General features: G+C 71.3%; 11 protein-coding genes. 2 read left to right on the forward strand and 9 right to left on the reverse strand.

Annotated elements, in window-relative coordinates; genetic code table 11:
* Positions 1-33 precede the first annotated feature (33 nt).
* The 6 genes from ACIRB1_RS40150 to ACIRB1_RS40175 form a co-directional block, all read right to left on the reverse strand.
* Positions 34-2,289, reverse strand: a complete 2,256-nt coding sequence (locus ACIRB1_RS40150) for a glycosyl hydrolase family 95 catalytic domain-containing protein (RefSeq protein ID WP_403468984.1) — start codon at positions 2,287-2,289, stop codon at positions 34-36.
* A complete protein-coding gene (locus ACIRB1_RS40155; protein WP_403468985.1) occupies positions 2,286-4,259 on the reverse strand; it encodes a beta-galactosidase in 1,974 nt (657 codons plus the stop codon). The genes ACIRB1_RS40150 and ACIRB1_RS40155 overlap by 4 nt, the downstream gene beginning before the upstream one ends.
* On the reverse strand, positions 4,259-6,469 hold the full coding sequence (locus ACIRB1_RS40160) for a 1,4-beta-glucanase (RefSeq protein WP_403468986.1): 2,211 nt from the start codon (positions 6,467-6,469) through the stop codon (positions 4,259-4,261). Before ACIRB1_RS40160 ends, ACIRB1_RS40155 begins: the two co-directional genes overlap by 1 nt.
* A 127-nt stretch (positions 6,470-6,596) precedes the next feature.
* The gene (locus ACIRB1_RS40165; protein ID WP_403468987.1) at positions 6,597-7,559 is read right to left on the reverse strand and encodes a carbohydrate ABC transporter permease; all 963 of its coding nucleotides are present in this window, start codon (positions 7,557-7,559) and stop codon (positions 6,597-6,599) included.
* Positions 7,556-8,590, reverse strand: coding sequence for an ABC transporter permease (locus ACIRB1_RS40170; RefSeq protein ID WP_403468988.1), 1,035 nt, complete (start codon positions 8,588-8,590; stop codon positions 7,556-7,558). The genes ACIRB1_RS40165 and ACIRB1_RS40170 overlap by 4 nt, the downstream gene beginning before the upstream one ends.
* A gap of 26 nt (positions 8,591-8,616) precedes the next feature.
* Positions 8,617-10,308 (reverse strand): extracellular solute-binding protein, encoded by a 1,692-nt coding sequence (locus tag ACIRB1_RS40175; protein WP_352182213.1) that lies wholly within the window; start codon positions 10,306-10,308, stop codon positions 8,617-8,619.
* A 291-nt stretch (positions 10,309-10,599) separates the two neighbouring features.
* Between ACIRB1_RS40175 and ACIRB1_RS40180 the strand changes: the two genes are divergently transcribed.
* Entirely contained in the window at positions 10,600-13,431 is a 2,832-nt protein-coding gene (locus tag ACIRB1_RS40180) for a glycoside hydrolase family 3 C-terminal domain-containing protein (RefSeq protein ID WP_403468989.1), read from the forward strand.
* 98 nt (positions 13,432-13,529) lie between these two features.
* On the opposite strand, the gene ACIRB1_RS40185 is transcribed toward ACIRB1_RS40180, so the two are convergent.
* The 3 genes from ACIRB1_RS40185 to ACIRB1_RS40195 form a co-directional block, all read right to left on the reverse strand.
* On the reverse strand, positions 13,530-14,975 hold the full coding sequence (locus tag ACIRB1_RS40185) for an aldehyde dehydrogenase family protein (RefSeq protein WP_403469031.1): 1,446 nt from the start codon (positions 14,973-14,975) through the stop codon (positions 13,530-13,532).
* 152 nt (positions 14,976-15,127) lie between these two features.
* Positions 15,128-16,708, reverse strand: a complete 1,581-nt coding sequence (locus tag ACIRB1_RS40190; RefSeq protein ID WP_403468990.1) for a PucR family transcriptional regulator — start codon at positions 16,706-16,708, stop codon at positions 15,128-15,130.
* Positions 16,709-16,823: 115 nt separating this feature from the next.
* Entirely contained in the window at positions 16,824-19,226 is a 2,403-nt protein-coding gene (locus ACIRB1_RS40195) for an ATP/GTP-binding protein (protein ID WP_403468991.1), read from the reverse strand.
* 244 nt (positions 19,227-19,470) lie between these two features.
* Between ACIRB1_RS40195 and gabT the strand changes: the two genes are divergently transcribed.
* Positions 19,471-20,805, forward strand: a complete 1,335-nt coding sequence (gene gabT / locus ACIRB1_RS40200; RefSeq protein ID WP_352182217.1) for a 4-aminobutyrate--2-oxoglutarate transaminase — start codon at positions 19,471-19,473, stop codon at positions 20,803-20,805.
* Positions 20,806-20,927 lie beyond the last annotated feature (122 nt).

Consider the following 20,927-nt stretch of genomic DNA (forward strand, 5'->3'; position numbering starts at 1 on the left):
GTCCCTTCCATGGGTGGGGGGATGTGCGAGTGACTACCGCGCCCCCAGGGTGAGGACGCGGTCTTCTCCGGCGACGAGGTCGAGCGGCTCCGTGCCGGCGGAAGTCCGGAGTTCGACGCGGTGGGTACGGGACGGCCGGATCAGCGCCGTGGCGGAGTGGGGCGTCCAGCGCAGCTCGACCTCCGCCCCGAACCTCGTGCGTACGCCGGTGAGTTGACCGTGCGGATACGCCGCGGGCAGCGCGGGCAGCAGGACCAGCCGGTCCGGGGTCGACTGCACGAGCGCCTCGACGAGCACGCCGGGCAGGGTGTGCGCCGCGTCCGCGTTGTAGACGTCGCGGTTCGGGTAGTGCGCGCTCATCAGCGAGGCGTGGAAGAAGTCGCCGTCGAGCACCTGCCCGAGGGCCTGTGCGACCCGCTCGCCGTCCCGGAGCCGGGCGGCGACGAGCGCGTGATGGAGATGCCCGTGCGCGGAGTCGTTCTCGGCGCCCCGGAGCTGGAGCGCGCGGTGCGCGGCGGCGGCGAGCCGCGGGGTGTCGTACGGATTGATCTCGTCGAGCGGCCACACGCCGTAGAGGTGGCTGAGATGACGGTGGTCGTAGCTGTCGTCGAGGCCCGGCCAGGCCCATTCGGCCAGCGCGTCCTGGGAGTTGACCCGGTGCGGCGGCAGCCGCTCGGCGAGTGCGCACCAGCGCAGGGCCTCCGGCGTACCCGGGTGGTACGCGGCGGCCGTTTCGAGCGCGTGCCGGGCGGCGGAGAGGTCCATCGCCGCGTTGATAGTCCCCCAACTGGCGTTCGCGGGCCGGTTCTCGGGCGAGTAGGAGGGGACGATGACGAGGCGGCCGTCGGCGTCGCCGCGCTCCGTCGTGAGGAAGTCCTCGTAGAACACGGCGACTTCGGCCAGCGCGGCGGCGGTACGCGGATCACAGGCACCGCGCGTCTCGTCGTGGTCGACGAGCGGCTTGAGCAGCCAGTCGGCCCCGGCGGTCCAGAGGTGCAGCGGGTACTCCCGGCTGAAGTGGTACGACAGTCCGGACTCCCCGTCGGTGTGCGCGGGCGCGACGACGCCCCGGGCCCCGAAGACGGCCCGCGCGTTCTCCCGCCAGTCGTCGAGCTGGCGGTGGATCAAGGACGCCAGGGCGTCGGTGACCTCGGGCAGGGCGGCGCTCGCGGCGGAGGCGGTCTGGAGATTGAGGTTCGCGTCGTTCGTGAACGCCCCCGACCAGGCCGTGTCCCAGTCCCCGGTCCACAGCCCGGTGAGCCGGGGCGGACACAGTCCGCTGGCGGAGAGGAGGTGATAGCGCCCGGAGGCGAAGAGCCGTTCGAGAAGCGCCGGACTGCGGGTCCGCTTCAACAACTCGCTGCCGGGCAGGGCGCGTTCGGCGTCATCGGCGTGGAGGTCGAGGGCGACGCGGCCGTAGGCGGTGCGGTGCAGGCGGAGATGCCGGGCGAGGAGGGCGTCGTAGTCGGAGCAGTCCGACCGTTCGCCGGTCAACTCCCGCAGGGCCCGCGACTCTTCCACGACGTCCAGTTCGCCGGTGTGCCGTCGCACCCGGGTGAGGAGCAGGACCTCGGTGGCGCCGGCGATCCGGACTCCCGGCGGGGCGAGGCGTGTGGTGCCGCCGGTGACCACGGCCAGGGTGACGCCGGTGTACGCGCGGTCACTGTCGGGGTAGCGGACGCGGAGGCTGAGCAGGGCGCCGTCGGGGGTGAGGAGTGTGCCGTGGCCGATGCCCAACCCGTCTGGCGCTCCCGGGAGTTGGTGGTCCAGGGCGAGGTCGAGGGTGAGGTCGGGGGCGGTGATGTGCTGGACGATGACGTCGTCGGCGCGGGAGACGAAGACGCGGCTGCGCCAGTCCGGATCGGAGGCGGCGGCCGCCACCTCGCCGGTGGTGAAGTCGACGCGGCGGCGGTAGTCGTCGGCCGGGGTGCCGGGCGGTCTGCGCAGCCGTACCTGGAACGCCGGGTGGAAGGGCTGCACCCACTGGAGCGGGCGGTCGTCCGTGAAGCTCTCGGCGGCGGTGAGGTCACCGGCGAGCAACCGGGCCCGGAGTGCGGGGAGTTCGGCGGCCAGGTGCGGGGGCCGGGCGTGTTCGGCGCCGTTCGGGCGGACGAGGGTGTGGTGGGTGACGATGACGCGGTCGTCGTTCGGATCACCGAACACGAGGGCGCCGTGGTGGCCGTTGCCGCTGAGGAAGGCGTCCTCCCAGCGGGTGGCGGGAAGGGGCTCCCAGGTGGCGTGGGCCGGGCCGGGGGCCGGAGGGGCGGCGGGAACGGGTTCGCTGGTCATGGGCGCAACACTGCCGCACCGTACCGGCCGAGGACGATCTCGCCCTCGACGGTCGTGTCGGTGAGCAGGTCCCGGTGGGCACCCGGGATGCCGACGGTGACCGGTTCGCGGCCGTGGTTGAGGAGGAACAGCACCTCCCCGCGCCGTACCGCCTCGACGCCCCGCGGAAGCCCGGCGAGCACCGGACGCACCCCCGCGTCGGTGGCGACACGGGCGAGCAGGTCCCGCAGCGCGTCCGGCTCGGGGAGCGTCGAGACGTACCAGGACCGGCCCTTGCGCAGGACCGCGGGCAGACCGTCCAGCTCCCCGCCCTTGTAGGGAATCACCTCGTCGACGCCGTCGCCCTCCAGCTCGATCTCCTCGGACCACAGCGTGCCGCGGAACCCCTCGCACTCCGCCGTCTCCCCCGTCTCCAGCGGCCACCACTCGTGCAGGGTGGCGATGCCGAAGAGTTCACGGAGGCGGGGGTCCATTCCACCGGGGCGTACGCGGTCGTCCTCGTCGGCGATGCCGGTGAGGAAGCCGGAGACCAGGGTGCCGCCGGCGCGGACGTACGCGAGGAGGTTGTCGATCGCGGCGTCCGTGAGGAGGTAGAGCTGCGGGACGACCACCAACGCGTAGGCGGACAGGTCGTGTTCGGGGTGGGCGAGATCGGTGGTGCGGTGGGACTCCCAGAGGGCTCGGTGCCAGGCGCGAAGGACGTCCGGGTAGTCGACCTCGGCGGAGGGACGGCCGTCCTGCGCACCCGCCCACCAGGCGTCCCAGTCGTGCAGGATCGCGACGTCGGAGCGGATGCGGCCGCCCGTCACCTGCGCGCCGATGCGGGCGAGTTCGGCGCCGAGCCGCTTCACCTCCTGGAAGGTGCGGCCTCGCTCTCCCGCGTGGCTGAGCATGCCGGAGTGGAACTTCTCGGCGCCCTGGCGGGATTGGCGCCACTGGAAGTAGCAGACGGCGTCGGCGCCCCGGGCCACGGCCTGGAGGGACCAGAGGCGGTTGAGGCCGCGCGGCTTGGGGTGGTTCACGCCCCGCCAGTTGACGGGCCCGGCCGCCTGTTCCATGAGCATCCAGGGGCCGCCGTGCGCCTGGGAGCGGGTCAAGTCCTGGACGAGGGCGGCACTTTGGGCACCGAGCGGATCGCGCGGATCGGGATAGAGGTCGACCGAGACCAGGTCCTCCTCCTCGGACCAGCGCCAGCCGTCCTGTCCCACCCACAGCGGCATGAAGTTGGTGGTGACCGGGAGGTGCGGGGTGTGCCGGCGGACGATGTCGCGCTCGGCGGTGCAGCACTCCAGGAGCATGTCGGAGGTGAAGCGCCGGAAGTCGAGCACCTGGGTCGGGTTGTTGAGGTAGTGGGCGTGACGCGGAGGCAGCACGCCGTCCCAGGTGTCGTAGCCCTGGCTCCAGAAGGCGGTGCCCCAGGCCGAGTTGAGTGCGTCGAGCGTGCCGTACTTCGTGCGCAGCCAGCGGCGGAAGGCGACGGCGGCCTCGTCGCCGTAGTCGAAGGTGCAGTACTCGTTGTTGATGTGCCACATCGTGAGGGCGGGGTGGCCGCCGTAACGGGCGGCCAGGGCCTCGGTGATCGCGGCGGCGTGGTGGCGGTAGACGGTACTGGAGTGCGAGAAGTGCTGGCGTCCGCCCCACCATTCGATCCGGCCGTCGGCGTCGCGGGGCAGGGTCTCCGGGTACAGGCGGCCGAGCCACGGGGGCGGTGAGGAGGTGGGGGTGGCGAGGACGACGCCGATGCCGTTGTCGTGCATGAGGTCCATCAGCCGGTCCAGCCAGCCGAACTCCCGTGCTCCTGGCTCGGGTTCGAGCCGGGCCCAGGAGAAGACGCCGAGGGTGACGGAGTTGACGCCGGCGTCCTTCATCAGCCGGACGTCCTCGTGCCAGCTCTCCTCGGGCCACTGTTCGGGGTTGTAGTCACCGCCGAAGAGGATGCGCCCGCGCGTGGCGTCGCCGAGGTGAGGCATCAGAGCTGCTCCCCGTACTGGATGCCGCGCCCGTTGGTGGCGAGGTAGACGCGCCCGTGGACGCGCGGGTCACCGACGACGGCCTGGCCGACCCAACCCCATTGGTGCTGGTCGTCGTTGATGCGCATCCAGGTCTTCGCCTCGTCGTCGGAGCGGTATACGGCGGTGATGGTCCCGGTCGAGCCGACCAGGTAGATCGCGGGGTAGTCGGCACCGGGGGCGGCCTTGCCGAACCCGAGGGTGTGGGAGGCCCGGCAGCCGGCGACCTTCGAGAAGCCGACGCCACCGTCGAGGGACCGGTAGAGCCCGTTCCCCTTGACGCTCAGCCACAGGTCACCGGAGCGACCGGGCGCCGCGACCAGCTGGAACTGGCTGTCACCGGAGGGCAGCCCGCCCGCACGCTGTGCGAACGAGCGGCCACTGTCAGTGCTGGCGTATAGCGTTCCTGTGTCGGTGTCGTATGCGTAGAAGAGCGTCGGGTCGGCCGGGTCGGCGACCGGCGTGGCGCCCTTCGGGAAGGAGGAGACCTCGGTCCAGGTCGCGCCGTTGTCCGCCGAGCGGTGAGCCGGGTACTTCGTGCCGTCCCAGTGCACGAAGGACCACAGCAGCGTGCCGCCGTCGGCGCTGGTGGCGATCGGCCCCGGCGAGTCCCCGGCGATGTCGGGCTGGGCAGCGAAGGGCGCCCAGCTCCGCCCGCCGTCGCGGGAGTACGCGCCGTTGCCGTGGTCGCCGAAGCCCGTGCGGACGACGTACGACGGCCTGCCCGCGGCCTGCGCGATCCCGGTCGCCGACCCGAACACGGGGTTCGTCGCCATGCCGCGCGACGGAGACCCCGTGAGCCGCTCGTGGTACATCACGCCGATGTCCCGCGAGGCGCTGATCAGGTGCGCCTCCCCGACCGGGGGCGAGATCAGCTGGATCACGGACGTCTCCTCCAGGCCACGGACCCGCGGTGCCCAGTGGGTGAGGTCGCGGGTGCCGTAGAGCGTGGCACCGGTGCCGTAGACGACATGCTTCGAGTCGTACGGGTCGACGGCCACCGCCTGGATCCACCAGCCGAACTTCGGCTCATCCGCACCCCAGTTGAGGAAAGGAGTCTCGGACACGTCGAGGACAGCGGTGTCCTTGAGGGACGTCCAGGTACGGCCGCCGTCGGTGGTCCGGTACAGCGTGTCGACGGCCGCCCAGCGGTTGTTGGTGGAGACGACGACGGTGCCGGCGCGACGGGCGTCGACGGCGACTCCGCCGTAGCCGAAGGTGTCGGCGGACCCGTCGGACGTGGTTCCGCCCGGCTTCACCGGCGTGACCTCGCGCCACGTCCCGTCGGCCACGGCCAACGTGTGCACACTGCCGGTGGACTGCCCGTTGGGCCCGGGTGCGTCGGCGTACGTCACGTACAGCTCGCGTGCGCGTGCGTCGTAGGCGGCGCGGATCGGGACCTTGGCCAAGGCGCCGGTGGGCTGCGCGGGGACGGGGGTCCAGTCGGTGCCGTCGGTGGTGCGGTAGAGGGTGACGGCGGCTGCGCTCCCGTCACCGTCACCCCAGCCGGCGTAGACGGCACGTCCGACGGCGACGAGGAAGGTGACGCCCTGGCCGGAGTCGTCGGCGGTGGCCGGGAAGCCGGTCGCCGCTGCCCAGGTGACGCCCCGGTCGGTCGACTTGAGCAGTCCGTCGTGCCGGGTGCCGAGCCACAGGGTGTCACTGTCCCGGGGATCGACGAGCAGCCTCTCCCCCGCGCCCCGCCCGTCCTCGTTGCCGCCGAGCTTCACGGTGAGGTCGGTGCGGGTCCAGGTCGTGCCCCGGTCCTCGGAGCGGAGTACGGCGCCATTGCCCGCCCAGGACTGGGCGTAGGTGCCGACCGCGAGGTACAGCCGGTCCGGGTGCGCGGGGTCGACGGCGATGGCCTCCACCCCGAGCAGGTTCCAGTCGTCCCAGCCGAGTCGGTCGGTGAGCGGGGTCCAGCGGGCGGTCCGGTCGTCCCAGCGGTAGGCGCCGCCGATGTCGGTGCGGGCGTAGGCGAGGCCGCGGACGGAGGGGTGGAAGAGGATTCCGGTGACGAATCCGGTCCCACCGATGACGGCGTTGCGCCAACGGTAGGCGGGGGCTTCCGCCGCCCGCGCCCTGGTGGCGAGAAGCGGCACGGCGGTGAGCGCGGCGGCAACGGAAGCCCCGGCAAGAACGGAACGCCGACTCGGTCGGGACGCCTCCATGACACATACCTCGCTGTATGAGATGGGATGCGGATACCTACTTGGGGGCGCGGGGCCGTATTGATGTGCGGCTCCGCCGCGTGGGCGCGACCAGCCCCCATGCGCCCGCAGACAAAAGAAGACGGATTCAGCCCTTGACGGCGCCCGTGAGCATTCCCTTCTTGAAATGCCGCTGCACGAACGGCGAAAGCACGGCCACCGGCAACAACGCCATCACCATGACCGCCATCTGCACGGCGAGCCCCGACAACTCCCCCGTCTTGATCGCCTGACCGAGCCCCACAGGAGCCTCCTGCTTCTGCACCAGCTGGATCATGACGTTCTGCAACGGCATCATGTCCTGGTCATTGAGATACAACGACGCGTTGAACCAGGCACTCCAGTACCCCACGGCATAGAACAACGTGATGACAGCCAGCACCGCCCGCGACATCGGCATGACGATCACCCGGAGAATCCGGAAGTCACCGGCGCCGTCGATCCGCGCGCTGTCGATGAGTTCCTGCGAGATCCCCATGAAGAACCCGCGCAGCACAAGGATGTTGAACACGCTGAGCGCACTGGGCAGGATCAGCGCGAGATAGCTGTCGGTCAGGCCGAGCGACTGCACCAGCAGGTATGTCGGAATGAGCCCGGCGCTGAAGAACATCGTCGCCAGCAACAGCATCAGAATCCACCGGTGCCCGAGCGACCCGATGCGCGAGAGGCCGTAGGCGCAGAGGACGGACACCGTCATGGAGAACGCCGTGCCGACGACGGTGATGAGGACGCTGATGACGGCCGCGCGGGTGACCTGGCCGCCGCTGAGGAGTTCCCGGTAGGCGACGAAGGTGATGCCCTTGGGCACCATGACGAGCCCGCCGGCCTGGTCGATGGTCTTGCGGGAGGAGAGGCTGGTGACGAGGACGATCCAGAGCGGGAAGAGGATGGCGAGACAGGCGAGGGTGAGGACGAGCCCCTTGCCCGCGAGTCCGACCCTGCCGGGTTCCTCCTCCCAGGTGGGCCGCGGCGGAGCGGCCCAACGCCCGGGCGGCCGTGCGGACTTGGCGGACATGGAGTGCTCGACGGGTTGGTCGACGACGGCGGTCACTTCTTGTACACCCCCTGCTCGCCCATGAGGTGGGCCACTTTGTTCGCGGCGAGGACCAGACCGAGGCTGATCACGCCCTTGACGAGTCCGGCGGCGGCCGCGTAGCCGAAGTCCTGGTTGCGGACGCCGTTCCACCAGACGAAGGTGTCGAGGACCTCCGCCGCTCCTGGTCCCACGGCGTCGCGCTGGAGCAGGATCTGTTCGAAGCCGACGGTGAGCGCGTCGCCCACCCGCAGGACCAGCAGCAGGGCGATCACCGGTCGCAGCGCGGGCAGCGTGACATGCCACATCCGGCGCCAGCGGCCCGCGCCGTCCATCGCGGCGGCCTCGTACAGATCGGGGCTGACGGAGGAGAGCGCGGCGAGGAAGACGATGATCCCCCAGCCCGCGTCCTTCCACACGCTCTGCGCGGTGATGAGGAACTTGAACGTGTTCGGGTCGGTCATGACGTCGAGGCCGTCGAAGCCGTGTTGCCGCAGGAGTTGCGAGAACAGGCCCGCCCCGCCCAGGAGTTGCTGGAAGACGGCGATGACCAGCACCCAGGAGAAGAAGTGCGGGAGGTAGAGGATCGCCTGGGAGAGCGCCCGGACCCGGGGCCTGACCACGCTGTTGATGAGCAGCGCGAGGAGGATCGGGATCGGGAAGAACAGGATGAGCTGGAGGAAGAACAGGACGAGCGTGTTCTGTACGGCGCTCCAGAACGCGGAGTCCGCGAAGATCTGCTGGAAGTTCTCCAGGCCGACCCAGGGGCTGTGCAGCATCGAGACGATGCCGTTGTCGCTGACGTAGGGGTCGTAGTCCTCGAAGGCGACGATGTTGCCGAGGATCGGCAGGTAGTTGAAGACCAGGATGAGCAGGACGGCCGGCAGGGTCATCAGGAGCAGGACGCGGTCGCGTCTGAACCTGAGCCGCCAACTCACCTTCGTCTGGGGGCGGTTGCGTCGTGGGCCGGTGGCGCCGCCGAACGCCACCGGGGTCTTTCCCGTCGTGTCGGCCTCGGTCCTGCTCCGAGGCACCGTGCTGTGGGACACGGCCGTCTCCTTGCCTCGGTGCCCGGTCAGCTCGTCGCGGTGCCGTTGTCGTCGAGCAACTTCTGGTACCAGGCGCGCAGTCGGTCGCCGCCCTTGCTCTTCCAGTCCGACACGGCCTGCTGCATGTCGCTGATCTTCTTGCGGCCGCGGGTGATGTCGTCCTCCAACTGCTCGAAGTCGTTGGAGAGGTTGGTGTAGCGGCTCGGCTCGGTGATCTGCTGGCCGTAGAACGTCGACTTCTTCGTGAAGGCGCCCATCCGCTGCTGCCACTCGACCTGTGCCTTCGCGACCTCGGGGAAGTCCGGGTGGGCGATGGTCGCGGCGGGGCTGGCGACCATGACGTAGGCGTTGATGACCTCGTTGTTGCCCTGGTCGGTCTTGGTGGGGACACCGTTCTTGACGGTGTAATGGGTGCCCTCCACGCCGTAGTTGGTGAGCATGTACTCCTTGGTGCCGTACGGCGCGGCGGTGACGTTGGCGACGGCCAGCGCGTCGTGGACGACCGACGCGGATGCCTTCTTGCTGATGAAGGCGAAGATGCCCGCCGGTTCACCGGCCCAGAGGGTCGGGCTGCCGCCCGCGTGGCCGAAGATGTCCATGCCCCAGATCTTGTAGTCCGGGTTCTGCGTGGCCTGTTCGGCGGTGCGGCTCCACCACTGCGAGATGTCCTGGTTGTAGATGAGGAACTCACCGGCGGCGAACTTGGGGCCCGGGTCGGTGGCCGCGCTCTTGCCCAGCTTGGCGTCCGGGTGCACATATCCGGCGGCGAACAGCTTGCGCGTCCACTCCAGCGCCTCCAGGTACTCCTGGGTCTCGATGCGGTTGATCAGCTTGCCGTCGACGAGGTTCCAGCCGAGCGACTTCTCGCTGCCGGAGAGCACGCCCCACGCGTTGAACGCCGTCCACTTCATGTCCAGGCAGGCCCAGCGCTTGGCCCTGGCGTTGGTGATCTCCTTGGCCAGGGCCATGAACTCGTCGGCGGAGGTGGGGACTTCGTACCCTTCCTTGTCGAAGATGTCCTTGCGGTAGAGCGGCACGATGTTGGGGACGTACGAGGACGGCATCGGCAGTCCGCGCAACTTGCCGCCGAAGACACAGCGTTGCCAGGCGTCGGACGGGATCGCCGCGAGGTTCGGGTAGTCCTTGGCCTTGTCGCCCGAGAGGTAGGGGCCGAGGTCGGCGAACTTGCCGATGATGGCGCTGGGTATCTTGCCGCCCATGTTCCAGCTGGGGACGACCACGACGTCCGGGATGTCGCTGGAGGCGAGGACCGCGCCGAGCTTCTGGTCGTAGGTGTTGCCGTCCTGGTTCTGCCACGCGACGTCGACGCCGATCAGGGCGTTCATCGCCTTGTAGTAGGCGTTGTCGTTCTTCGGCGGGGAGCCCCAGAACGGCGACATGATGCTGACCTTGCCGCCCTTGCCGAGCTTCTCCGGCACCGACGTCTTCAGCGTCGCGAGGTCGAGCTTGCTGGTGAAGCCGACCGCCGAGCCGTTCTTGGAGGCGATGTCCGGGGTCACCACGTCGCCCGCGACGAACGCCGGCAGCAGCTTCTTGACGCCCTTGCCCTCCGAACTGCCCCCGCCCGAACCGCTGTCCGAGGCACCGCAGGCGGAGAGCAGCGGCACCCCTCCCGCCACCGCTGCGGCGACGACCGCCGTGGAGGCGAGGAAGCTTCTCCGGCTGGGAGCGGAGGCGGCGGAGGCGTTCGGCGTCATTGCGTCAACCCTTCATGGCGCACCAGGACACCCGGCGGTGGAGCCGTCGGCTGCGGTGTCTTGAGTGGAACAGAGCACTTAGTCGAAGCGCTTCGATGTTGCTGCGAGGTTAAGTGAACACCCAGGGGTGCACAAGGGTTGCTCCCAAGATTCCTCCGCAGCGCAGGAGGTGAGCTGTCCGTATGCGCTGCTTGAAATATCGGTGAAGGTGTCTTGACACCTGACGCGCATCGAATCAGCATCGAAGCGCTTCGAAAGCGCCTCTCCGCTCCATCGCAAGGGGAACCCTACGTGACCGCACAAACGCCTTCTGCGCCGCCTTTCCGCGATCCGCGACTGCCGTTCGCGAAGCGCATCGACGACCTGCTGGCGCGGCTCACCCCCGACGAGAAGGTCGGCTTCCTGTACCAGTACGCGCCCGCCGTGGAGCGCCTCGGCGTCGCCGCGTTCCGCACCGGCCAGGAGGCCCTGCACGGCGTCGCGTGGATGGGCCCGGCGACGGTCTTCCCGCAGGCGGTGGGCCTGGGCGCGACCTGGAACGAGGATCTCGTACGACGGGTCGGCGACGCGGTGTCCAAGGAGGTCCGCGCGATGCGGGCCCGCGACGACCGCGTCGGCCTCAACGTGTGGTCCCCGACGGTGAATCTGCTGCGCCACCCGCTGTGGGGCCGTAACGAGGAGGGCTACTCGGAGGACCCGAAGCTCACCTCGGCGATCGCCACCGCGTACACGCGCGGCCTGCGCGGCGACCACCCGACGTACTGGCGCACGGCGCCCGTCCTCAAGCACTGGCTGGCGCACAACAACGAGACGGGGCGCGACATCTCCTCGTCCTCGGTGCGCCCGCGCGTGCTGCACGAGTACGACCTGCGCGCCTTCCGCGAGACGGTCGAGGCGGGTGCGGTGGCGGGCGTGATGCCCGCCTACAACCTGGTCAACGGCCGTCCCAACCACGTGTCGCCGTATCTGCGCGAGCAGTTGCGCACCTGGACCGACGAGGACCTGCTGGTCTGCTCGGACGCGGGCGCGCCCTCCAACCTGGTCGACTCGGAGCACTACTTCGACACCCACGAGGAGGCGACGGCGGCCTCGCTGCTGGCCGGCGTGGACAGCTTCACCGATCACGGCACGGACGGTTCGACGATCGTGGCGCGGGTCCAGGGGGCGCTGGACCAGGACCTGTTGACCGAGGCCGACGTCGACGCGGCGGTCCGCAGGCAGCTCTCGGTGCGGTTCCGGCTCGGCGAGTTCGACCCGGCGCACGACCCGCACACCGGCACCGAGGACTTCGACACCCCGGCGCACCGGGCCCTCGCCCAGGAGGCCGCCGAACAGGCGGTGGTCCTCCTCAGGAACGACGACCTGCTGCCGCTGGCCCACGACACCCGCCTCGCCGTGGTCGGCCTGCTCGCGGACGAGTGCAAACTCGACTGGTACAGCGGCACGTTGCTCCACCGCTCCACCCCGCTGGAGGGTCTGTACGAGCGGTTCGGCGCCGAGCGCGTCGAGTTCGCGGAGGGCGTGGACCGGGTCCTGCTTCGGACCCTCCAAGGCGCCTTCCTGCACGTCCCTTCGGCCGATGTGCCGGACGAAGTGCGCGGCGCCGAGGGCGCGTTGGACCCGGCCCTCCTCGCCGGCCGCACCGACCTCCCCCCGCTGACCACCGACGCGACCGGCACCGAACTCGCCCTCGTCGACTGGGGCGAGGGCGTCCTCACCCTCCGCGCCCCGGACGGCCGTTACCTCTCGGTCGCCGACGACGGCTATGTCCGCGCCTCCGCCGACCAGCCCGGAGGCTGGGTCGTCCAGGAGACATTCCGCCTGGAACCCCACGAGAACGGTCACCTCCTGCTGCACCTCGGCACGGGTCGCCACGTCTCTGTCGCCGCCGACGGCGTGAAAGTTGCCGAAGAGGGCGCGGACGTCTTCGAGTTGGTGATGGCCGAGCGCGGCGAGGACGCGGTCGCCCGGGTCGCGGAGGCGGCGGACGTGGTGCTCGTCGTCGCGGGCAACGACCCGCACATCAACGGCCGCGAGACCGAGGACCGTACGACCCTGCGCCTCCCCGCCCATCAGGAACGCCTGCTGCGCGCGGCCCGCGCCGCGAACCCGAGCACGGTCCTGGCCCTGGTCTCCGCGTACCCGTACACGGTCGACCCGGCCGGCCTCCCGGCGATCCTGTGGACCGCCCACGGCGGCCAGGCGGCGGGCACCGCCCTCGCCCGCGTCCTCGCCGGGGACGTCTCCCCCGCCGGCCGCCTCCCCCAGACCTGGTACGCGTCCGACACCGACCTGCCCGACCTCCTCGACTACGACGTGATCGGCGGCCGTCAGACCTACCTCTACTTCGAGGGCACCCCGCTCTTCCCCTTCGGCCACGGCCTGTCCTACGCGTCCTTCGCGTACGGCGAGCTGACGGCACGGGTCGAACCGGGCGCGGTACGCGTGGAGTTCACGGTCACCAACACCGGGGACGTGACGGCGGACGAGGTCGCGCAGCTGTACACGCGCGCCGCCGAGCCCTCGGTCCCGCGTCCGCGCCGCGAACTGGCCGCACACCGGCGCGTGACGCTCGCCCCGGGTGAGACGGCGGACGTCTCCTTCGAAGTCCCGCTGTCCGCCTTCGCGTTCTGGGACGTGGCCCGGGGCGGACACCGTGTCGAACCGGGCCCCTACGACCTTCTCGTGGGCGCCTCCAGCGAGGACGTCCGGCTGCGGACGACGATGACGCTCGCCGGGGAGCCCGCGGTGGCGCGCCCGGTGCGTCAACAGGGGCTGTCCGCAGCGGACTTCGACGAGCAGAGCGGCACCGAGCTGGTCGATCTGACGAAGGTGTCCGGCGACGCGGTGGCGCCCACCGCCGGTGGCTCGGGCGAACTGCGCTATCTGGCCTGCGACTTCGGCGCCGGGACCAGGACGGTGGCGGTGCGGGTGGCCGGGCGCGGCACGGTGGAGCTGTGGACCGACGGCGGCACCGGGGCGCGGATGCACCTGAGCACGCCCACGGCAGGTCCCTACGACTACGTCACCCTCGAAGCGCCGTTCACCGTCGACGGCGTGCACGACCTGCACATCAGACTGCGCGGCCCGCTGCGGCTCGCGCACGCCGGCTTCTCCGGCTGAGGGTCCGGAAGCAGGTCGGCGGACAGGAGGGGCCCGGCACCGGAAGGCATCGGTGCCGGGCCCCTACCGGGAGCCTATATGAAAATGGTTACCGTTTACTAGAGCGCGAGCCCGGTCAGCACCAGCACCCGCTCGTAGGTGTAGTCGTCCATCGCGAACTTCACGCCCTCGCGGCCGACGCCGGACTGCTTGGCGCCGCCGTACGGCATCTGGTCGGCGCGGTAGGACGGGACGTCGCCGATCACGACACCGCCGACCTCGAGCGCGCGGTGGGCGCGGAAGGCGACCTGCACGTCGTGGGTGAACACCCCTGCCTGGAGGCCGTACTTGGAGTCGTTGGCGGCGGCGAAGGCGGCGGCCTCGCCGTCCACCTTCGTGACGGTCAGCACCGGTCCGAAGACCTCCTCGCAGGAGATCGTCGTGTCGGCCGGTACGTCGGTGAGGACGGTCGGGGCGTACGAGGCGCCGTCGCGCTTGCCGCCCGTGAGGAGCGTGGCGCCCGCCTCGACGGCCTCCTGGACCCACGACTCGACGCGCTGCGCGGCGGCCTCGCTGACCAGCGGCCCGACATCGGTCTTGTCGTCGCTCGGGTCACCGGTGACCTGGGCCTCGACGGCGGCGACTATGCGCGGGAGCAGCCGGTCGTAGACGGCGGCGTCGGCGATGACCCGCTGCACGGAGATGCAGGACTGGCCGCCCTGGTAGTTCGAGAAGGTCGCGATACGGGTCGCGGCCCAGTCGAGGTCGGCGTCGGAGGAGTAGTCCCCGAGGACCACGGCCGCGCCGTTGCCGCCCAGCTCCAGGGTGCAGTGCTTGCGCGGCACCGAGTCCATGATCGCGTAGCCGACCTTCTCCGAACCGGTGAAGGAGATCACCGGCAGCCGCTCGTCCTGGACGAGGGCGGGCATGTGGTCGTTGGCGACCGGGAGGATGCTCCACGAACCGGCGGGCAGCTCGGTCTCGGCGAGCAGATCGCCGATGACCAGGCCGGAGAGCGGGGTGGCCGGGGCCGGCTTGAGGATGATCGGGGCGCCGGCCGCGATCGCGGGGGCGATCTTGTGGGCGCAGAGGTTCAGCGGGAAGTTGAAGGGCGCGATGCCGAGGACGACGCCCTTCGGGAAGCGCCGGGTGAGGGCGAGCCGACCCTGGCCGCCGGCGTCGGTGTCGAGGCGCTGGGCCTCGCCGCCGTTGAAGCGCCGGGCCTCCTCCGCCGCGAACCGGAACACGGACACGGCACGGCCGACCTCACCGCGCGCCCACTTGATCGGCTTGCCGTTCTCGGCGGAGATCAGCTGCGCGATCTCCTCGGTGCGCTCGACGAGACGCCGGCTGACGTGGTCGAGGGCGGCGGCGCGGACATGGGCGGGGGTGGCGGCGAACTCGTCCCGTACGGCGTACGCGGCGGCCACCGCCTCCTCGACCTGCGCGTCGGTCGGCAGGCTGACCTTGCCGACGAGGCGTCCGTCCCAGGGGGAGGTGACGTCGAAGGTGTCGTCGCCGGTGGCCTGGCGGCCGGCGAGCCAGAAGGCGTGGGTGACTGCCACAGTTTCGTTGGGCATTGCGTGGGCCGGCCCTTCCGCGTTGGGGGTGCGTGTACTCGGTGCTTCTCGGTCCACCGTAGGGGCGGGGAAGCACGGGTGCGTTTGTCCGGGCCGTAGCAGTGCCGGCCGGGGACACTCCAGTTCGGCAGATGCCGTCACTCCGCCGCGGCGGTCGCCTTCAGCGCGAGCCACAGCTCCATCCGTACGTCCGGGTCGTCCAGGGAACGTCCGAGGATCTCCTCGACCCGCCGCATCCGGTAGCGCAGCGTGTGCCGGTGCACCCCGAGGTCGGCCGCCGCCGCGTCCCACTGACCGTGCCGGGACAGCCACGCCCGCAGCGAGGCGACGAGATCCCCGCGCCCGGTGGCGTCGTGCTCCGACAGCGGCCGTAGCAACCCGTCCGCGAAGGCCCGCACCGCGTCGTCCGCGAGTAGCGGCAGCACGGACCCGGCGGCCAGTTGCTCGTGCTCGACGAGCACGCGCCCGCGCCGCCGGGCGACGGACAGCGCCTGCTCGGCCTGCTTGTACGCGGCCGCCGCTGCGATGGGTCCCGCGGGTGCCGAGAGCCCCACGACCAGGTCGTCCTCGTCGCCGGCGCGCTCCCCGGTGGCCGAGGAGGCGCGCTCGGCCTCCAGCGTCGCCGCGTGCTCCCCGCACGCCTCGACCGCGGCACCGTCGTCGACGGCCAGCACCACCAGCCTCTGCGGCCCTTCCGGTACGACGAGCACGGCCTCGCCGGAGCGGGCCGCCGCCGACTCCACGACCTCGGCGAGCGCGTCCAGGGCGGCACCGTCGGCCGACTCGCCCACGACGATCCGGAACGGCGCGTCCAGCAACCCGCCGAACAGATCACCGGCCACCGCCCGCGCGTGGTCCGGCTGCCCGGCGAGCAGCATGCGGAGCACGGCCGCGCCGATCCGTTCCTGGGCGGCCTGGAGGGAGCGGGAGCGTTCGGTGGTGAGGGTCAGGAGGGCGATCGCGGAATGTACGGCGTAGCGCTCGGCCGTACCGAGCGCCGCCGCCGTCCCCACGGCGAGTGCGGCGCGGGGGCGGCGGCCGGTGCCGAGGGTGTGCAGCTCCACGCGGTCCTCGTTGTCCGGGCCGCCCACCACGGACGAGGCCGGGGCGGGCCGGTCGCGGAGCCGCTCCACGTCCGCCGTGAGCCGGGCGGCGCGGCGGCCCGCCCACTCCGGTGCGGTGGCGACGACGGCGCCGGACGCGTCGTAGAGCGCGGCCCAGCCGTCCACCTGCGCGGCGAGTGCGGTGAGAAGGCCCTCGGGGCCGTCGGTGAGGGCCTGTCGGGTGAGCTCGCGCTGGGCGGCGAACCCGGCGGTGACGGAGCGGTACTGGTCGGCGGCGATCGCCGCGGAGACGGCCTTGCTGATCGCGATGAAGGGGGTGCGGCGGGGAACTTCGAGGAGCGGCAGCCCCTCTTCCTGGGCGGTGGCGACGAGTGCCTCGGGGATCTCGTCGTAGTTGACCCCGACGGCGAACCCGAGCCCTACGACCCCCGCGCCCACCAGCCGCTTCACATACCGCCGCATGGCCTTCGCGTCCTCCGCGTCCAGCTTCAGCGCGGTGATCAGCAGCAGCTCGCCGCCCTCCATGTACGGCACCGGATCCGCCAGCTCACTGGCATGCACCCACCGCACGGGCACGTCCAGGTGGTCCTCGCCGGCGCGCACGGTGAGCTTGAGCGCGGAGTGGTGGACGAGGGAGGCGAGCGTGGGGGGCATGGTGCCTTCAGGTGGAGGAAGAACCGTCGATCATGTCGATCTTTTGGCCGTGGCGTATGAACTGCCTTTGGCGATTCTGCCTCACCGTATGGTCGGGCGTACTCGTATGTCCGGTTCAGAGGCCCTGTGCCCGCAGATCGACCAGCAGCGGCGGTGCGTGCTCGCCCTTCACGCTGGTCAGCGACAGGACGGCATGACCGGCCGGGACACCGTGCGCCAGTTCGGACGCGGACCAGCGTTCGCGCTCGACCTGGCGGACGGTGACGGCCTCCGTGGTCACGGCCTTGCCGGTGATCAGCTTGCGGAGGGCATGGATCGCGCGGGTCATGGGCTGGTCGGCGAAGACGGTGTGCTTGGCGACGTCCGTGGTCTCCACCCACTCGGTGCCCCAGGCGTGCGCGAAGCGGCTGCCGTCCCAGGTGGTGACCCCGGCCAGCGCCATCCGGCAGCCGACGGCGCCGTACAGCGGGCCGTGCAGTGCCTCGGGCACATCGCCGACGGTGCGCAGGGCGAGGACGACACCCGCGTCCTCGGAGCGCAGCCGCTGGATCCGGCGCAGCGACTCGGTGCTCACCGTGCCGGTGGCGTCGTCGAGGACGAGGCAGGCGAAATGCCCGCGCTCACGGCCGCGGACCACCGCGGCGAACTGTGCGAGGACCAGCCGGGTCAGCAGCCGGCCCGCCTCGTCGTGCCCGTGCTCGGGCAGGTCGATCCGGACCCGCAGCGGATGGTGGGCGACGGCCCGCAGCGAGAACGGCCGTACGGTCCCGTCCCCCGCCCCGAAGAACTCGGCGAACACCGGGCGGTCCAGCAGCGCCAGCCGGTCGGCGAGAGCCTGGCCGGGGTCGTTTCCCCCGCCGGCGTGGCGCATGCGCGAGTCGAGTTCGCGGCGCATCACGCCGTGCTGCTCGCCGGTGAGGGCCGCACCCAGCTCAGCCAGCACCCTCGGCTCGCCCTCGAAGAGTTCGCGCAGCACGGGCAGCGTGGGGAACCTGCCGTAGGCGGCCCGGTACGGCCCGAGGAACTGGGACAGGGCGGCGGCGGCCCGCTGGGTGTCCACACTGTCGAGGTCGCCGACGAGCGCCTCCGCGAGGAGGGCGGCGGCTTCGTCGGGATCGTGGGACTCGGCGTACGGGTCGAGGTCGTATACGGAGGCCGGGTCGCCGACGCGGACGATCACGTCGAACGCGTCGTCCGGGCCGAGTGGTGTACCGGCGGCGCACACCGCGACGACGGCGCACCGGCCGGTGAGGGCCTGTAGGGCGAGGCTCTCGACCAGCGGCCGCACCACGTGCCGCGTCTTGCCCGAACCCGAGGGTCCGACGACGAGCAGTGAGGTCCCCAGGGTGTCCGGACCGAGCGCGGTGCCGACGCCTCGGTAGGCGAGCGGGATGCGCTCGCCCGGCGCCCAGGTCCCGATCCGCACCTGGGCGGCGAGCAGGTCGTGCCGCGCGTTGCGGCCGGGCAGGTCGCGGGCGCCGGAGGGGTGGGTCCAGGCGCCGCCCCCGGAACGCAGCACGGTGTTGGTGAAGGACGCGAGGTCGCCGTTCCGCCGGGCCCGCGTCCAGGCGTGCTCGACGCGCGCGCAGTCCACGTCGTTCATCCGCCCCGCCAGCACCTCGGCGGTGAGGACGTCGGCGGCCTCGAACTGGCCGGCCTCCCGCAGCTCGGGCCAGCGCGCCCGTGACCCGGCGGCCGGACCCTGCTCGGGGACCGCGGTCGCAGCCGCGGGGTCGGCAGTGGCGTACCGCTCCCGGAGAAGGGGCAGCCAGCCGCCGATGCGGGCGAACGGCCAGACGACCAGCACGCCGATGACCAGGTAGAGGAGGTTGCCCACCAGCGGTGTGGAGATGAAGTCGTAGCCGCCCGGGAAGAGGTTGACGAGGTGGTACACCGGACCGGCGACCGGCAGCGCGTCCCAGCCGACGCCGGGGTAGAGCTTCGGGATCACGACCAGGTTCTCGGCGATCACGGCGCCCAGCAGGGCGAGCAGCGCCCTGGCCGGCTGCGGGCGGCGGGTGACGACGTGCCGGATGATCTCCGGCCAGCTCCCCAGGCGCCCCATGCCGTATACGAGGATGCCGAAGAAGACGCCGTCGGCGACCGTCACGGCGTCGAGGCCCTTGCCCTTGGGGGACGTGGTGCCGGCCCACCACCAGTCGCTCGGGGTGAGCACCCGCAGCAGGGCCCATTGGTAGGGGATGCTGCCGTGCTTCCACAGGGACCAGAGGATCATGCCGACGGCGAGTGGGACGACGACGCCGACGATGGTGATCGGTGACAGCCGTTCCGTCTTCCGCTCCGGCTTGGGCACGCGGTAGCCGAAGCGCCAGATGCCGGGGCCGGCAGCGGGCCGGGGTTCGTCGAGCCAGTCGGCCACGGTGGGACCGGCCGCGGTCGGCGCATGCACCGGCCGAGGCGGCACCCCCCGCTGGCCGGGCATGTCCGGCGGTCCCGCCGGACGCGGCACAGGGTTGGCCTGTGTGTGGTGCGCGTCCCGCGTTCCGTCGCTGTCCATCGTCCTCGCCCTCGCCCCTTGACCAGCCGTTCCGTGCACCGTCAGCGAGTCAATCTAACGCGCCGGGAAGGGGAGTTCACCGTTTACGCGGCCGGGCGCGCAGCGAACCCCGGCATCCCGGCACTGTCCATGGCGGACAACCGGCGGCGCCGACACCGCCCACATGGAGCATGCCCACCCCCGGTCACCCGCCCTAGCCTGCGAGAAGAGAAGAAAAGCGTCCGCACCACCCCAGGAGCCCCTCATGACCGCACTTCCGCAGGAGCGCCGCGTCGTCACCGCCATCCCCGGCCCGAAGTCGCAGGAACTCCAGGCCCGCCGTACCGCCGCGGTCGCGGCCGGTGTGGGCTCCGTGCTGCCCGTGTTCACCGCCCGCGCGGGCGGCGGGATCATCGAGGACGTCGACGGGAACCGGCTGATCGACTTCGGTTCCGGCATCGCCGTGACCAGCGTCGGCGCGTCCGCCGAGGCCGTCGTCCGCCGTGCGTCGGCGCAGCTCGCCGACTTCACCCACACCTGTTTCATGGTCACGCCCTACGAGGGGTACGTCGAGGTCGCGGAGGCGCTCGCCGAGCTGACCCCGGGCGACCACGCCAAGAAGTCCGCGCTGTTCAACTCCGGCGCCGAGGCCGTCGAGAACGCCGTGAAGATCGCGCGGGCGTACACCAAGCGGCAGGCCGTCGTCGTGTTCGACCACGGCTACCACGGCCGGACCAACCTGACCATGGCGCTGACCGCGAAGAACATGCCGTACAAGAACGGCTTCGGGCCGTTCGCGCCCGAGGTGTACCGCGTGCCGGTGGCCTACGGCTACCGCTGGCCGACCGGTCCCGACAACGCCGGTGCCGAGGCCTCCGCGCAGGCCATCGACATGATCAACAAGCAGATCGGCGCGGACAACGTCGCCGCGATCATCATCGAGCCGGTCCTCGGCGAGGGCGGCTTCATCGAGCCCGCGAAGGGCTTCCTGCCGGCGCTGAGCAAGTTCGCCGCCGACAACGGCATCGTCTTCGTCGCCGACGAGATCCAGTCCGGGTTCTGCCGTACGGGCCAGTGGTTCGCGTGCGAGGACGAGGGTGTCGTCCCGGACCTGATCACCACCGCGAAGGGCATCGCGGGCGGCCTGCCGCTCGCCGCCGTCACCGGTCGCGCCGAGATCATGGACGCCGCGCACTCCGGCGGCCTGGGCGGCACGTACGGCGGCAACCCGGTCGCCTGCGCCGGTGCGCTCGGCGCGATCGAGACGATGAAGGAGCTGGACCTCAACGCCAGGGCGAAGAACATCGAGTCGGTCATGAAGACCCGGCTCGGCGCCATGGCGGAGAAGTTCGACATCATCGGCGAGGTCCGCGGACGCGGCGCGATGATCGCGATCGAGCTGGTCAAGGACCGTACGACCAAGGAGCCGAACCCGGAGGCGACCGCCGCGCTCGCCAAGGCCTGCCACCAGGAGGGGCTGCTGGTCCTGACCTGTGGCACCTACGGCAACGTGCTGCGCTTCCTGCCCCCGCTGGTCATCGGCGAGGACCTGCTGAACGAGGGACTCGACATCATCGAGCAGGCGTTCGCACGTATCTGAGCCACTTCCGCGACCGCGTCGGGCCCTCCTCACGCGCACGTCCCGGCCACGGGGATCACGTGGCTCCCGCACGGGAGTCACGCCCCTCGCGCCCCATCCGCCCCAGCCCTTTCACCCACGGT

It is taken from the genome of Streptomyces sp. NPDC096013 (assembly GCF_044763565.1).
Taxonomy (GTDB): domain Bacteria; phylum Actinomycetota; class Actinomycetes; order Streptomycetales; family Streptomycetaceae; genus Streptomyces.

Bases quoted from the DNA above. Each gene is read 5' to 3' on its own strand.
- ACIRB1_RS40150 (WP_403468984.1), bottom strand. From the start codon at position 2,289: ATGACCAGCGAACCCGTTCCCGCCGCCCCTCCGGCCCCCGGCCCGGCC.
- ACIRB1_RS40155 (WP_403468985.1), bottom strand. From the start codon at position 4,259: ATGCCTCACCTCGGCGACGCCACGCGCGGGCGCATCCTCTTCGGCGGT.
- ACIRB1_RS40190 (WP_403468990.1), bottom strand. From the start codon at position 16,708: ATGCCCCCCACGCTCGCCTCCCTCGTCCACCACTCCGCGCTCAAGCTC.
- ACIRB1_RS40160 (WP_403468986.1), bottom strand. From the start codon at position 6,469: ATGGAGGCGTCCCGACCGAGTCGGCGTTCCGTTCTTGCCGGGGCTTCC.
- ACIRB1_RS40175 (WP_352182213.1), bottom strand. From the start codon at position 10,308: ATGACGCCGAACGCCTCCGCCGCCTCCGCTCCCAGCCGGAGAAGCTTC.
- gabT (WP_352182217.1), top strand. From the start codon at position 19,471: ATGACCGCACTTCCGCAGGAGCGCCGCGTCGTCACCGCCATCCCCGGC.
- ACIRB1_RS40195 (WP_403468991.1), bottom strand. From the start codon at position 19,226: ATGGACAGCGACGGAACGCGGGACGCGCACCACACACAGGCCAACCCT.